The sequence below is a fragment of the Rhizobium sp. 01L419 genome, assembly GCF_056400025.1.
Genome location: NZ_JBFTSM010000012.1, coordinates 49,632 through 63,812, shown reverse-complemented (window position 1 = coordinate 63,812; position 14,181 = coordinate 49,632). Strand labels below are relative to the sequence as shown.

General features: G+C 59.6%; 14 protein-coding genes and 1 pseudogene. 5 read left to right on the top strand and 10 right to left on the bottom strand.

Translation table 11 applies throughout. The annotated features are described in order from the left end of the window. Positions 1–201: 201 nt before the first annotated feature. The 3 genes from AC1DUP_RS22695 to AC1DUP_RS22685 all read right to left on the bottom strand — a co-directional run bounded on the left by AC1DUP_RS22695 (position 202) and on the right by AC1DUP_RS22685 (position 1,589). The gene (locus AC1DUP_RS22695; RefSeq protein ID WP_113311044.1) at positions 202–645 is read right to left on the bottom strand and encodes a pyridoxamine 5'-phosphate oxidase family protein; all 444 of its coding nucleotides are present in this window, start codon (positions 643–645) and stop codon (positions 202–204) included. 16 nt (positions 646–661) lie between these two features. After that, positions 662–1,252: a DUF1003 domain-containing protein gene (locus AC1DUP_RS22690; protein WP_477834600.1), complete on the bottom strand. Its 591-nt coding sequence runs from the start codon at positions 1,250–1,252 to the stop codon at positions 662–664. Positions 1,253–1,328: 76 nt separating this feature from the next. Beyond that, positions 1,329–1,589 (bottom strand): hypothetical protein, encoded by a 261-nt coding sequence (locus AC1DUP_RS22685; RefSeq protein ID WP_477834598.1) that lies wholly within the window; start codon positions 1,587–1,589, stop codon positions 1,329–1,331. A gap of 553 nt (positions 1,590–2,142) precedes the next feature. Here AC1DUP_RS22685 and AC1DUP_RS22680 point away from each other — a divergent pair. Next, positions 2,143–2,942, top strand: a pseudogene (locus AC1DUP_RS22680) (alpha/beta fold hydrolase). A 51-nt stretch (positions 2,943–2,993) separates the two neighbouring features. Here the strand turns inward: AC1DUP_RS22680 and AC1DUP_RS22675 are convergent. Together AC1DUP_RS22675 and AC1DUP_RS22670 are read right to left on the bottom strand one after the other, a co-directional pair. Next, positions 2,994–3,539 (bottom strand): ATP-binding protein, encoded by a 546-nt coding sequence (locus tag AC1DUP_RS22675; RefSeq protein ID WP_113311046.1) that lies wholly within the window; start codon positions 3,537–3,539, stop codon positions 2,994–2,996. A 180-nt stretch (positions 3,540–3,719) separates the two neighbouring features. Continuing rightward, entirely contained in the window at positions 3,720–4,454 is a 735-nt protein-coding gene (locus AC1DUP_RS22670) for an SDR family oxidoreductase (protein WP_477834596.1), read from the bottom strand. A gap of 136 nt (positions 4,455–4,590) precedes the next feature. Between AC1DUP_RS22670 and AC1DUP_RS22665 the strand changes: the two genes are divergently transcribed. Next, complete coding sequence (locus AC1DUP_RS22665; RefSeq protein WP_477834594.1) at positions 4,591–5,223, top strand: TetR/AcrR family transcriptional regulator; 633 nt, start codon at positions 4,591–4,593, stop codon at positions 5,221–5,223. A 137-nt stretch (positions 5,224–5,360) separates the two neighbouring features. Beyond that, positions 5,361–5,825, top strand: coding sequence for a hypothetical protein (locus AC1DUP_RS22660; RefSeq protein ID WP_477834592.1), 465 nt, complete (start codon positions 5,361–5,363; stop codon positions 5,823–5,825). A 102-nt stretch (positions 5,826–5,927) separates the two neighbouring features. Here the strand turns inward: AC1DUP_RS22660 and AC1DUP_RS22655 are convergent, their stop codons facing one another. After that, a complete protein-coding gene (locus AC1DUP_RS22655; RefSeq protein WP_477834590.1) occupies positions 5,928–7,091 on the bottom strand; it encodes a mandelate racemase/muconate lactonizing enzyme family protein in 1,164 nt (387 codons plus the stop codon). 219 nt (positions 7,092–7,310) lie between these two features. Here AC1DUP_RS22655 and AC1DUP_RS22650 point away from each other — a divergent pair, with 219 nt between their 5' ends. Next, positions 7,311–8,249 carry a LysR family transcriptional regulator gene (locus tag AC1DUP_RS22650; RefSeq protein WP_113311050.1) on the top strand — a complete coding sequence of 313 codons (939 nt, stop codon included), beginning with the start codon at positions 7,311–7,313 and terminating at the stop codon, positions 8,247–8,249. Here AC1DUP_RS22650 and AC1DUP_RS22645 read toward each other — a convergent pair. The 3 genes from AC1DUP_RS22645 to AC1DUP_RS22635 form a co-directional block, all read right to left on the bottom strand. Then, positions 8,239–9,933, bottom strand: coding sequence for an FAD-dependent oxidoreductase (locus AC1DUP_RS22645; protein ID WP_113311051.1), 1,695 nt, complete (start codon positions 9,931–9,933; stop codon positions 8,239–8,241). The two genes, AC1DUP_RS22650 and AC1DUP_RS22645, sit on opposite strands and share 11 nt — an antisense overlap. An 8-nt stretch (positions 9,934–9,941) precedes the next feature. Continuing rightward, positions 9,942–10,244 (bottom strand): UBP-type zinc finger domain-containing protein, encoded by a 303-nt coding sequence (locus AC1DUP_RS22640; RefSeq protein ID WP_113299248.1) that lies wholly within the window; start codon positions 10,242–10,244, stop codon positions 9,942–9,944. Positions 10,245–10,431: 187 nt separating this feature from the next. After that, positions 10,432–12,249: a methyl-accepting chemotaxis protein gene (locus AC1DUP_RS22635; RefSeq protein WP_113311170.1), complete on the bottom strand. Its 1,818-nt coding sequence runs from the start codon at positions 12,247–12,249 to the stop codon at positions 10,432–10,434. Positions 12,250–12,703: 454 nt separating this feature from the next. Here AC1DUP_RS22635 and AC1DUP_RS22630 point away from each other — a divergent pair, with 454 nt between their 5' ends. Then, entirely contained in the window at positions 12,704–13,492 is a 789-nt protein-coding gene (locus AC1DUP_RS22630) for a class I SAM-dependent methyltransferase (protein ID WP_477834587.1), read from the top strand. A gap of 465 nt (positions 13,493–13,957) precedes the next feature. Here the strand turns inward: AC1DUP_RS22630 and AC1DUP_RS22625 are convergent, their stop codons facing one another. Further along, positions 13,958–14,113: a hypothetical protein gene (locus AC1DUP_RS22625; RefSeq protein WP_477834585.1), complete on the bottom strand. Its 156-nt coding sequence runs from the start codon at positions 14,111–14,113 to the stop codon at positions 13,958–13,960. Positions 14,114–14,181 lie beyond the last annotated feature (68 nt).

The window sequence follows — 14,181 nt, the reverse complement described above, 5'->3', positions numbered from 1 at the left end:
TGCGCGATATCACCACGACGAGAACCATTGCGATTTTCATGGGCGGTAGAGCTAACCGCAATTTTGCGGCCCGTCAATCGCATCTGTGCGTTCGCCCCCACCCGCTGTTCGTCCTATCAGATGTTGATGGCTGATGAGTTATCGATCCGGCTTGGCTGCCGGGGCGTCCCGGCCCGCAGGCGAAACATGCCCACAGGACCGTCAGATCGTCTCCCGTCCCGAAAGCACCTCGATCGAAAGGCTGAAGAAGATCGGCGCGTCCAGCGGCTCATCCTTATCGGCGCCGAAATTGAAAGATCCGGGCTCCCACCAGAAGGCATGCTTTTCCAGAAGCGACCATGCATGGATGCGTTCATCTCGGCGCGCGGGCGTATCCGTCAGCTCCTCGAAACGACCGTGAACGAGGACGCTTTTCCACTTTCTGTCCTGGCCGAGCTCTTCGGCGTGGAAACTGGCCAGGGGGTTTGCCCTGAGACGGTCGATCTTCAGGCCGGGCATGGAAAACATGAACAGCTGGCGTCCTTCATAGGCGTAGTGAATGGGAACGATATAGGGATATTGCTCACCGCTGCACCCGAGATGGCCAAACATGTGGCTCGCCAGAAACTCGATGCAGGCATTATCGGTCATTTCTCGCAGCTGCATGCTAGCCTCCGGTACTTTAAAGGTCTTGCCGTTGCTGACCCGGCGGGCCGAGCATCAATTTCGCCAGAAGCGCGATCTGCTCCTGCTGCTGGGCGACGAGCGATTTCAAATCGGTATTTCTAAGCTCGTCGAGCTTGTCATGCAGCGCCATGATTTCGATCTCAGCCTTCAAATTGACCTCGTAGTCGTGCGCGGCATCGACCCGGTCTTTGGCGGCATGCCTATTCTGGCTCATCATGATGACCGGCGCCTGCACGGCTGCCAGCATGGAAAGGATGAGATTGAGGAATATGAAGGGATAGGGATCGAAAGAGCGCGTTGCGGCCAGCAGGTTACCGGCGACCCATACTGCAAGGGCGATCCCGAAGAGGATGATGAAGGTCCACGAACCGCCGAATTCCGCCACCTTGTCGGCCAGCCGCTGCGACGGTGTCAGCTTTGCATCGAAGGACTGATTGGAATCATGGGCAATCGCGTGCCGGGAGATCAGTCGCCGGAAGACTGCCCGTTCGCGCTCGGTTAAGAGCTCGAAAGGCTTCCCGAGGTACCTGTTCGCGCCGGAACCGATTGCCTCGTCGGAGATTTCAGCAACAGTGCCGGCCGACATGATATTCTCCCGTCAAATGCACCGGCCGGCACCGGACCACGACATATGGCCGTCAGCCGCCGGCATTGATCCCAGATTACGGTGTCACTTCGGATTGCGATGTCACATCGAGGAAATCTTCGATACGCTTCAAGTGGTAGATAACGCGTCTCTTGCGATCGTAGAGCCTGCCCAACAGCGCATTTTCGACATCCAGCGGCCTCCCCGTCAGCCGCAGCCTTTTAACGACGATTTCCTGGCCGGTGATGCGCTGCTCCGCCTTCACGGCGTGGAGCCTTGCGAACCTCAGATCCTTTTTTCCATATCCTGCCGATTGCATATCTATCTCGCCAATCATTTTCGTTATCCGCGCCTGGCCGAGACGCTGTTCTTTGCGGCCATTGCCCCCTGGGAGCTCGACGGCACGAACGTTATGATCCGCGCTTATGCAGCAGGTTTCCCGCCTGTTCGATGGGTGCCGGCCGAAAGTCAAATTCATACATAGAAAAAACAAATCATAGCACGTTTTTCGATTATTCTCACAAAATAAATATTATATATCGAAATTAGAGACTTTTCTAAAATCAGAAAATAAAATAGCGAAGAAAATCGCGTCACATTATACGAACAATCTTCCTTTTGTCTCTGCACGCTCCGGAGACCGCGCAACAATTCTACGTTACAGCGCCTGTTATCTTCGACGAAAAACACAATGAAGCCCGCCACCTGGAATTGGGTTGACGTGTGTTGGACTTTCATGGCCGCTAGAGCTATCGCAGACAGGCAGGCCGCCAATCGCGTCTCTGCATCCCTATTGCTTATGGCATCGGCTGAGCAATATCCGTTGCTGTCGCTACCGGCACGCCGTGCAAACGTTGGCGACAAGATCATCCGCTGCCTGCATTCGTCTCATGCATATCGCACGGCGCGTCTATCCATTCCCCAGACTGAACCAGAAAACTGAACCGGAACATTGCCCCCAGAAACTCACAGGCCAGAAAATCACAGGAAGGAAGAATGTCATGACCATAAAGACAGTCGTTCTCGTGCATGGTGCTTTCGCCGACGGCTCTTGCTGGGTGAAGGTCATCCCTTTGCTTGCAGCGCGCGGGCTGAAGGCAATCGCAGTTCAAAATCCGCTCAGCTCGCTTGCGGATGACGTGAAGGCAGCCCATCGCGTAATTGAAATGCAGGAGGGTCCCGTTCTGCTCGTCGGCCACTCCTGGGGCGGCGCCGTCATTACCGAGGCGGGYAATCATCAGCAGGTCAAGGGTCTCGTCTATATCGCAGCCGGCGCACCCGATACCGGTCAGTCCTTCAATGACTGGTGGAAGGACTATGAACCCGCACCCGGCGCCGCCGAGATCAAACCTTATGGCGAAGGCTATGTGGCGCTGACGCATGATGGCGTGCGCAAGCACTTCGTTCAGGACCTGCCGGTAACCGAAGCCGATATCGTTTATGCCACCCCGAGCCCGCTCGCCGTCGCCTGCTTTGGCGCCAAGATCAGCCGGGCCGCATGGCTTCCAAGCCCTCCTGGTACCTCGTTGCGGCCAAAGACGAAACCATCCCGCCGGCCGTAGAACGCGTTTCCGCCGCGCACATGAAGGGCGAGACGCTTGTCCTGCAAAGCGGCCACGTCCCCATGCTGTCGCAGCCCGAAGCGGTCGCAGACTTTATCGCCAGTGCCGCGGCCGCGATCGACGCCTGACATTTCCCTGCGAGGGCGCGACTTTGGTCGCGCCCTCGCAGGGAAACTTTCTCAATCGAATGTCGCCTGCACGATCCATGCCTCTTCTTCGCTCGGAATATCGAAGCCTTGAACATATTTCGCGAGCAGGTCGTCCGTTATCGGAAACGCGGCATTTGCATCACGTCGTGCTGAGCGTTCTCTCAAACGGCCGCGCAAAATCGCTTCCTCCACCAGAAGATAAATGATGCAGCACCGGTGATCACGGGCTTCGACAAGCCCACGGTAGCGGGTGCGAGCCGCCGCATTCCAGAAGGCAAAATCGATCACTGCCTTCGTGCCGCGCATGAGCTGGTCTTCAAGTCGGAGCTTCAGCCGCGTCTCCGCGGCGGCCTGCAGATCGGCATAGGCGGCCTCCGGATAATCGACGCCAAAACGCCCGTCATGCCGCCAGACCTCTTCGTCGATCGAGAAACGCTCACATCCGAGCGCCTCCAGCCTCTGTGCAAAGGTCGTCTTGCCGGAACCTGCCAACCCGCACATCATGAACACGATCCGCGGCTCGGTTCGTACCAGATCTTCGGCGGCAGCCACTGCCTGCCGATAAGACATCACCATCCGAAACTCGCCTCCTGCGATCCTGATCGGCGACGGAACCTCCGCGTTTGATCTTGTGCCTCACGCCTCGACTGACGAGAGCCGGCCATCGCCTATGTACGCATTTCTATCCCTCTGAACTTGCTCACACAATGCGTCAGTGGCGGACACGTTTTCCGTCAATTGCCAATGAGAAGGCCATCACCAGGGGATAGCGCCCTGCTCGCTCTGGCAAATGCCTTTGAGGTCGTGCCCTTGAAGCAACGCCATTCGCACCGGAAAAGCCGCAGCCTCCGATGGCGTGCGATCGCCGCGATGGCCGCTGAGGTCAGTAGCCACGAGGCCGGGGCAAGCCGATACGGCGGTGATCCCGGTATCGCTGAGCTCGGCATTGAGCTGGACCGTCAGCATGTTCAGCGCCGCCTTCGAGGCATTGTAGCCGATAAGGCGAACGCCATAGAACGGCCAGCTTGGATCGCCGTTCAGCGTCAGGGAGCCGAGGCTGCTGGTCATGTTGACGATGCGCCCTGCCCCGGCCCTGCGCAAGAGCGGCAGCATCGCCTGCGTCACCGCGAGCGCGCCGATGAAATTGGTCTCCAGCTCGCGGCGCACAGCCTCCAGCGAAGCCTTGCCGGGAGCGCCGTCGGTGTAGTCGGCAATGCCGGCATTGTTGACGAGAATATCGAGGCGGCCATGCCCGGCATCGATCTCGGCAGCGGCGGCAGCGATGCTCCCGGTGTCGCAGACATCGATCCGGATGAACCACACATTAAGTCCCTGCGAAGCCAGTTCGTCTGCCGCCGATCGCCCACGCTCCGCGTCACGCGCGCCGAGCAGAACAGTCACGCCGGCCTGGGCGAGCTGTCTGGCGATTTCATATCCGATACCCTTGTTCGCGCCGGTCACGAGCGCGATGCGGCTGGAGCTGTCTGTCATCTAAAGATCCTTGAAAATCCCGTTCGTTGCGAGCAGATTGAAAATAAGAAGGATTCTTCAGGTTTTGAATTCGCATATGGTTTCCGCCCAGACATCAGCTGCAAATGCCCGCAAATCACCGCGTCAGGCGCGGTCGGTGAACACCGTCGAGGCAATTTTCGAAGCGACGATTCAGGTTTTGATGTCGGACGGGCCGGGTGAGCTGACGACGACCCGTGTCGCGGAAAGAGCCGGTGTCTCCGTCGGCTCCCTCTACCAGTATTTTCCGAACAAGCAGGCTCTCTTCCACGCCGTCAACGAGCGCTATCTGACGATGCTGGCCGACCGCGTGGAAGCGGCCTGCCAGGCCCATCGCGGCGCGCCCTATGCGCAGATGGCCGCTGCGCTCGTCAGCACCTATATCGAGGTGAAGATCGAGCGCCGCGACGTGACGATCGCCCTTTATCGCGCCGCCGCCGAGGTGGATGTCGCTGAGATCGTCGAGGCCATGTCGCAACGCATCGAAAGATCAAGTGAAGCCATGTTCGCCACCGCCTCGGACGCGAAGTTCGCCAATCTCTCCACCGTCAACGTGATGATGCTGAACGTGCTCTGCGGCACCGTCCGCAACGTCTTCGAGCGGGACATGTCGGAACTGCTGATCGACGGCGGATTGCGGACGCAACTGACGCTGATGTTCTGCACCTATCTGGATGCCGCGAAGATTCCGCTGCCTGAAGCTTCGGTGCCATCGACAGGCAGGGTCATAAATCAGCCCATGCGCGATTGAACCTACGGCTCTTGCTCCAACCATCAGTGATGTATTTTTAACCTCAAAATCACGCAAAGCGTGTAATTGGTAGCGCGGTTCAGTAGATCGTATTATCGGTCTAACGATCAAAAGTCAGTTTTGACGAAGGAAAGCCCGTGCGTGTTCGCATCATCTGCGTGCTGATTTTGTCAGTTGCATTTGCCATCTTTCTGACTGCAGTGATGACGTTTGGACAGTCATTTTACGTCGATTATTATTATGGAGCCTTGGGTTCGACGGACCCGATATTTATTGCTGCTTCGGCTACCCTGGGTCTTGTGGCGGCGGGAGGCTTATGGCTGGCTGATGTCCAGAAGCGCCGGCTGCCGCTGCTCATTTTGCCGCTCGGCATAGTTTTGGCGATGGGTGTCGGGTACGGAAGTACCGCGCTCGCCTTTCAGTACGCTTCGTCCCGCTACGACATCCTGACCGACGACTGCTACTATGATAACGCATTGGCTTATCGGGGGGCGTCGGGCGTCTTCATCTCATGGGGCGGAAAAACCGCTTTTCATCCGCTCCAGAAAGTTCGATCGATGAATCCCCTGCCATCCGCAGTTCCGAAATCGACTGAAGTATGATGCGAGGCCGCCTTCCAGAAGGCTGCTTAGGCTATGATAGTAGTGAAGAGATATTGATCCATTGCATGGAGCCGATCACGCGATCGCAAGCTCTTCGCCCTTTTACTCCGCCAGTTCCCGCATGACTTTTATAAGATCCGACTTGCCCTCGAAGCCGATGCCGGGCAGTTCCGGCATGGTGATGTGCCCGTCGACAACCCTTACCCCATCAGGGAATCCGCCATAGGGCTGGAAGAGATCCGGATAGCTCTCATTGCCGCCAAGGCCGAGGCCGGCCGCGATGTTGAGCGACATCTGGTGGCCGCCATGCGGAATACAGCGCGATGGCGACCAGCCGAACTGGCGCAGCACCTCGAGCGTGCGAAGATATTCGACAAGACCGTAGGACAGTGCGCAGTCGAATTGCAGGTAATCGCGGTCGGCGCGCATGCCGCCATAACGCAGCAGGTTGCGGGCATCCTGATGCGAGAACAGGTTCTCGCCGGTCGCCATCGGCGCATCGTAGAATTCGGAGATCGCCGCCTGCAGCGCATAATCCAAGGGATCGCCGATTTCCTCATACCAGAAGAGTGGATAGTCGCGCAGCATCTTGGCATAGGCGATACCGGTCTCCAGATCGAAGCGGCCGTTCGCATCGACGGCAAGCCGTGCCTGCGAGCCGATCTCCTCCAGCACGGATTCGATGCGGCCGCGATCTTCATCGATCGAAGCACCGCCGATCTTCATCTTGACCACGGTATAGCCGCGGTCGAGATAACCGCGCATCTCCCTGCGCAAGGCGCTGTTGTCCTTGCCGGGATAGTAATAGCCGCCGGCGGCATAGACGAAGACTTTCGGATCGGCATCCCTGCCCTTCATCTCCGCCAGCAGCCGGAAAAGCGGCTTGCCCTCGATCTTGGCAACGGCATCCCAGACCGCCATGTCGATCGTGCCGACCGCGACCGAGCGCTCGCCATGACCGCCGGGCTTCTCGTTCTTCATCATCGCTGCCCAGATCCGGTGCGGGTCGAGATTGGTGCCGGCATCATTCACGAGGCTATCAGGCGCGGCCTCGAGAATACGATCCTTGAAGCGCTCGCGGATGAGACCGCCCTGCCCGTATCGGCCATTGGAATTGAAACCGTAGCCGACCACGCGGCGACCATCCCTGACAACATCGGTAACGACGGCCACCAGGCTCGCCGTCATCTTGCTGAAGTCGATATAGGCGTTGCGGATCGGCGAAGCGATCGGCTTCGTCACTTCGCAGACATCGATGATACGCATTGCAATCTCCATTCCGGATCGAAGGGTTATTGCCCTCACATGTTCATGTCGTATGAAGAATCCGCCCTCCGCGTCCAGTGCCGATCCGGGCTCTTTCAATGCCGGATCGGCACCGTAAATTTTCCGTTCTGCGCAAATAACTATGAATTGACTTGAAATCCCCGCAGCTATCTCGTTCTGTCAATGCTCCGCAAGCATCGCAGAAACGGATGAAGCATCGTGGAAACTGCCTGGCTCGCCGACCTCCGGGCTCTCGCCGAAACGCTGAACTTTTCGAGAGCGGCAGAAAAGCGCCACATCACGCAGCCGGCTTTCGGGCGCCGCATCAAATCCCTCGAGGACTGGTGTGGCTCCGAACTTGTCGATCGCTCGACGCACAGGTTGAAGCTGACCCCTGCCGGCGAGGCTGTGCTCGAGGCGGCAAACGACATCGTGGCGCGGCTGGAGCGCGTCAGCCGTGATCTCGAGCAGATGCGTGCGGCGACATCGACGGTGACCTTCGCCGCGACCCATGCCCTGTCCTTCATCTTCTTCCCCGGCTGGATTCAAGGATTGGGCCACGAAGCATCGACGATGCCCATCCGCCTGCTCTCGGACAATATGAACGAGTGCGAGCGGATCATGACGGAAGGCCGCGCGCAGTTCCTGCTCTGCCACGACCACCAGAACAGCAGGATCCGTCTCGACAGGAACGCCTACAGGCATGTGGAGCTTGCAACGGATCGCCTGATCCCCGTCAGCGGCCGGGACAGGCATGGTCACGCGCTCCACGCCATTTCGCAGCCAACGGATCGCCCGCTCCCGCATCTCGCCTTCGAAGAGACATCAGGCATGGGCCGGATCCTGTCATCGGCCCTCTCGGCCGGCACAGGTCAGCCGCATCTCTCGACAGTCTTCACCTCACATCTCGCAATGGCGCTGAAAGCGCTTGCCGTCGAGGGAAAGGGCGTCGCCTGGATACCGGAGAGCCTGGCGGCGGACGAGATGGGGCCGGCCGGAAGGCTCATATCAGCCGGATCGTCCGATTGGGCCGTCGACGTCAAGATCGTCCTGATAAGACCGCGAGCGCGCATGACCGAGATTGCCGAGAGCTTCTGGAGCCTCGTCCAAAGCGCCGCGGCTGCAATGCCGACTGCGAAGGGCGGCGTTATTTCATGAGCGAAGCCTGCCTCAGCGCGGCGTGAATGTCGCTGACGACAGCGGCTCCTTCGCCGACCGCCGCGGCAACGCGCTTCGTCGAACCGGCCCGGACATCGCCGATCGCAAAGACGTTCGGCAGGCTGGTTTCCAGTTGCAGGGATCGCCTTCCCAGCTCCTCTTCGACATCGGGACCGAATGCCGTGCCGGTCCGGATGAAGCCCTTGTCATCGGTCTTGATGCGGCACTTGATCCAGTCGGTATTCGGATCGGCGCCGATGAACATGAAGACGCGGCGAAGATCGTAGTTCTTGCGGGACTGTTTTTCGAAATTCGTAAGCGTCGCCGCCAGACGGCCATGCGGATCTTCGGCCAGCGACGTCAACTCGCATCCCACATGCATCTCCACGTTCGACAGCGCGGCTATGCGGTCGATGAGATATGCGGACATCGTCTCCCGCAGGCTTCGGCGTATCACCAGATGCAGACGCCGCACCCGCGGCGCCAGGAAGGCGACCGCCTGGCCAGCCGAGTTGCCGCCGCCCACCAGGGCGATATCGTCGTTTTCGCAGAGCTTCGCTTCAATCGCCGACGCCCAATAGGAAATGCCGGCACCCTCGAAGCGTGAGATGTCGGGAATGTCGGGCCTGCGGTATCGCGCGCCTGAGGCGATGACGACGGTTCGCGCCTTGACCTGCCTGTCTCCCCCGACCCGCAACACCATCGGGTCGGTTCCGCGTTTGCCTGCCGGGGCCGGCACCAGTTCATTGACATCAAGCGGCAGGGCGATCTCCGCGCCGAACTTGAGCGCCTGATTGAAGGCGCGGCCCGCAAGCGCCTGACCAGAAATTCCGGTCGGGAAGCCGAGATAGTTTTCGATGCGGGAAGAACTCCCGGCCTGCCCGCCGATCTCCCGCGCATCGATCACGATGACGCTGAGCCCTTCGGAAGCGGCATAGACGGCTGCAGCCAACCCTGAAGGCCCCGCTCCGACGATCGCCACGTCATAGAGGGTGGCCGGATCGAGTTCCGGCATGATGCCAAGGCAGCAGGCGGCCTCGGCATCCGTCGGATGTTTGAGCACCGTGCCATTGGGGCAGACCATGAGCGGCAGATCGTCAGGCAGAATTCCGAGCCTCTCCACCAGGGCCTGGCCTTCGTGATCCGACGCCGCGTCGAGAACGATATGCGGATAGCCGCTGCGGGACAGAAAGCCCTGAAGGCGAACGAGATCGCGCGCTCCTGGATGACCGATCAGGATAGAGCCGGAGCCCCCGAAGCTGATGAGTTCCACGCGCCGCAGGATGTAGGCGCGCATGATGATCTCACCGATATCGGCCGAGCCGATGATCAGAGCCTTCAGATGCGCCGCGTCGAATGCCAGTGCCACACATCCTTCCGGACCCGCACGCGCACCTGCAAGTGCCGGCCTTCCGGAGAGCTGACTGACCTCTCCCGAAAACTGTCCTTTGCCGTGACCGGTGATCAAGGCTTCCGGCATCGACAGCCCGTCATGCCTGAAGACATCCAGACGACCGGAAAGGATCAGCCGTGCGGGCGAATTCCGGTCACCGATCTCAGACACGACCTCGCCGGGGGCAAAGGTATGTGGGCCACTGCTGGCAAAGCGCGTCGCCAAGCGGATCTGCTCGGCGCTCAGCACCGGAAACATCTGGTATCGGCGGGATTCGAGGTTGTCGGTCATGTCGACGCTCAATAAAAGCGCGGGATCGGGCCGCGCTGCGGTGTCTGATCGGGCAGTTCCACCATCGTCTCGTCGAGATAGCACCAGCCCCAGCCTTCCGGCGGATCGTACCCTTCGATAATGGGATGTCCCGTGGCGTGGAAATGCGCAGTCGCATGCTTTCCGATGGATTGATCGCAGCATCCGACATGGCCGCATTCGCGGCAAAGTCGAAGATGGACCCACTCCTGTCCGTCCTCCAGGCATTCCTCGCAACCAAGCGTCCTCGGCTCGACGGATCGAACGGCCGCAACATGCTTACATTCTGACATCTGAACCTCCGGTGGCAATTGAAGTCTATGTCCCTGGCGGGAAACATAGATCACGAAACGGTTCTCTGTATCCTATACGCAAGGATAAAATCGTCTCCTCGCCGACCGGCTCATTCTGGAGAAAATTCCAAGTGGCAGGTCGGCGGTGGTCGCCAAGGATGGCTTGGTCCGGAAATCCTTGCGCGGCTCAGGCGGCGCGGGATGCCGTTACATCAGGCCGCGCAGCGGCGATCCGGAAGCGCGAAACAATCTCTTCGAGCGCCAGGACCTGCTCGTTCAGTCCCTTGCAGGCCAAGTTGGTTTCCGCCGCCATGGCGGAATTGCGCTGGGTCACCTCGTCCATCGCATGGACCGAGCTGTTGATCTCGCCGATCGCCGAGGACTGCTCGTTCAGGGAAGTGACCACGGCCTGGATCAACTGGCCGACATGCTGCACCCTGGTTTCGATATGGGAGAGCGCTTCGCCAGTGCGGTTGACCAGCGCCACCCCCGAGCCGACCTGGTCCGAAGATGTCGAGACCAGAACCTTGATCTCCTTGGCGGCATTGGCCGAGCGGGAAGCAAGTTCGCGCACTTCCTGTGCCACGACGGCAAACCCCTTGCCGGCTTCGCCCGCGCGGGCTGCTTCGACACCGGCATTGAGCGCCAAAAGGTTGGTCTGGAAGGCGATGTCGTCGATGACGTTGATGATCGAGCCGATCTGGTCCGACGAACCCTCGATCCGCTGCATTGCCGCGATTGCCTCGCGCATCAGGTCGGTGCATTGCAGCGCAGCCTTGCTGGTCTCGCTCGTCATCCGGCTTGCCTCGCCCGATTGCGACGAGGAATTGCCGACGGCGGCGGTGATCTCGGTGAGTGCGGCCGATGTCTCTTCGATGGTTGCTGCCTGCTGCTCGGTGCGCTTCGACAGCGCCTCCATGGCGCCGGCGATATCATGTGAAGAATGGCGCAATGTGCTTGTCGCGCCGGAGACGGCGTCGATCGAACTGGACAGCGTGTCGACACTGGAATTGAAGGCGGCGCGGAGCTGTTCGTAGGCGGATGAGAACCTGGTATCGATGTGGAAGCCGAGATTGCCGCGCGACAGTTCATCGAGCCCGCGGGTGAGTGAATGGATCACCTCGTCACGCGCGGCTTCCTCGGCAACGCGCTCGGAGGCCAACTGGCGTTCGCGGGTGACTTCGGCTTCCTTGGCCCCCGCCTCGCGCAGGTGCGCTTCGCGGCGCTCAAGGGAATTGGTGCGGAAGACGACAACGGCTTGCGCCATCTGGCCGATCTCATCGCTGCGCTCTGCATAGGGCACGTCTTCGGAGAAGTCGCCATTGGCAAGGCCGCTCATATAACGCCTCATGCCATCGATCGGCAGGACGGCGCGGCGGCGGAAGAAATAGAGCCCGGCGAGCAGCAGCAGGAAGGACGCAAGTGAAGCCACTGCAGCCGCCGAGGTCCATGTCATGATCTCATCGGCAGCATTCTTCTCCTGCCCCTTGAGATAGGTATCGGAATTGACCACGAGCTTTTCGACCGCATCCTGATGTTCGTGGAAGGCGGTCCTGAGCTTGACCATCGGCTCGGCTGCGGCGCCGGCCTGCCTGGTCTTGAGTGCCGGGATGACGTCCTCTTCCATCACCTTCCAGAAGAGGTCGCCCTTGGCCAGCACTTCCTTGTTGAGCTCGTCCTTGAGCGGCTGCGGCAGGCGCGTTGTCTGCCAATAGCCGCGGCGATCCTCATAGGCTGCCTTCAAAGTAGCGATCTTGGCGAGATTGGCATCGATCAGATCGGGAAAGTCGTTGGCCTCATGCGACAGCATGTAGGATTCGACGACGAAGAGCGGCGGCGGGAGGATGTCGGCAATCAGGTCTTTGCCATAGACGATCTGCTCGTAGATCGGTCCGTTGACCTTGAGCCGTTCGAGTGCGGTCTGTTGCAGCGCGAAGGAAGCGAACATGCCGACGGAGACGGCGATGCCCACAGCGGCGAGATTTCTTGCAATGGTGAGCTTCATCATCGATCCCTGGAAAAGCGGCACGCCCGCGTTTAGACACTCGGCCTGCCTTCTGACCGAGCACATTCCATGAACTCTAATATTTTATGGTAAAGAAATAGTATCAAAAGAGCCATTATCTTTGACGCCGACAACGCTACAACTATTCTTCCCTATGGTGGGCACGGATATCGTCAGAGAATTGGCTCTCTTTCTTCAAAGAAGGTCAATCATACTCGATATCCCCCGAAGAGTGGGCCATCCCATAATAAAGCCGCTGGGCAGGCCTCGACACCCTAAGAAGAACCCTACCTGGCCGAGGGCCGCTTTCCGCCTTCGCACGCAATCCCGCCGACGGGTTGAGATCGTCTCTCTTGCTTCGGCCCCGCCGGAATGTTCGACCGGCCGTCATTGCCAGGACGGCAAACCATCCTATCCTCCCGCAGCACGAATCGAACAGACAACGGGAGGCACGATGACCGACGACGTGTTACAGAGCGTGGCCGCGCGATGGAATGGCAATGCCGATCAATGGACGCATGACGTACGCAACGGCTACGACGCGTACCGCGAGCTCTTCACCTTGCCCGCCTTCATCGATTTCCTGCCGCCGCTTGCCGGCCTCGATGTGATCGATTTCGGCTGCGGCGAAGGAACGAACACCCGCCGCTTCGCCGAAATGGGCGCCCGCATGACCGGCATCGATCTCTCCGAGCGGATGATCGGTCATGCGCGGAACGCCGAAGAGAAGCATCCCCTCGGCATCACCTACAAGGTCTCCTCCTACAGCACCGATACCGGCTTCCCCGACGGCTCTTTCGACGCCGTCATCTCCACCATGGCGCTAATGGATGGCCCGGATTTCGATGCCGCCATGCGGGAGGCCTATCGCCTCGTCCGCCCCGGCGGCTTCCTCGCCTTCAGCGTGCTGCACCCCTGCTTCATCACTCCGGGCCTCGCCTGGCAAAAGAACGAGGCCGGCATTGCGACAGCGCTCTGCGTCTCGCGCTATTTCGACCGCAGCACTTTCACCGAAGAATGGCGGTTCGGCAGCCGCCCGGCGGACGAGATCGTTCAGCCCTTCGCCGTCCCCCGCTTCCCGCGCATAATGAGCGAATATCTGAATGGCATTGTCGCGGCCGGATTCCGCATTGGCAGGATCGGTGAGCCACAACCGAGCGCGCAAGCTTGCGAAGACAAGCGTTTTGCCCGCTGGCGCGACCTCGCCGCATTCCTCCTGCTCGTCATGGCCGAGCGCCCCTAGGTGGGATGCCCTGTCATGTGGTGGCGGACCAGCATCCCTCAGCTTCCGCGAGAATAAATTGTCGCATTGTGACCGCGGTCACTATCGGAAACATCCACCGCTTGTATTTTGCCCTCGCTGGATGCTGCACCTACCAGCAGGAGAAGGGTCGCCAGGCCCCACTTGGTGGCCCTTCTTATATCTCCCGCTGATGATGGCGGGTTACGCAATCACCGAAACGTCTCGCTCTGGCTGCCGATCCTGCCGCCTTTTCGCACGCCGGTCGTTGCATTCGTTCGTGGGTCGGACTGCGCATCACTGAACCACGACACGATGAGCAGAAGAGCCGCGGCCGCAAACAGCGGCGGGCCAAGATAGACGATCAGGAGGGAATGCAGCGATTTCACGGTGGTGGTGTTTTCGGGTTTCTACGTTGGGGGGCGATCCAGGTCGCCGCACCTGGGATGGGGTTATCGCGATCGTGCGTTAGTTCGGGTCGCCGCGACCCTCATGTGAAACGAAGGAAATATCAAGCGACTGGGAAGCATTCAGGCTCTGATAGATTTCCCGAACACTATAGTAGGCGCCACCCCACATCAGCACACTGAGTTGAAAAGCGATGAAATAGAAGTAAATCCTCATGACTTCCCTTCGGGACTAGCGTTTAACGGCGCCAAAGATCCAAAACTAATCTTCACGTACATCCGGAA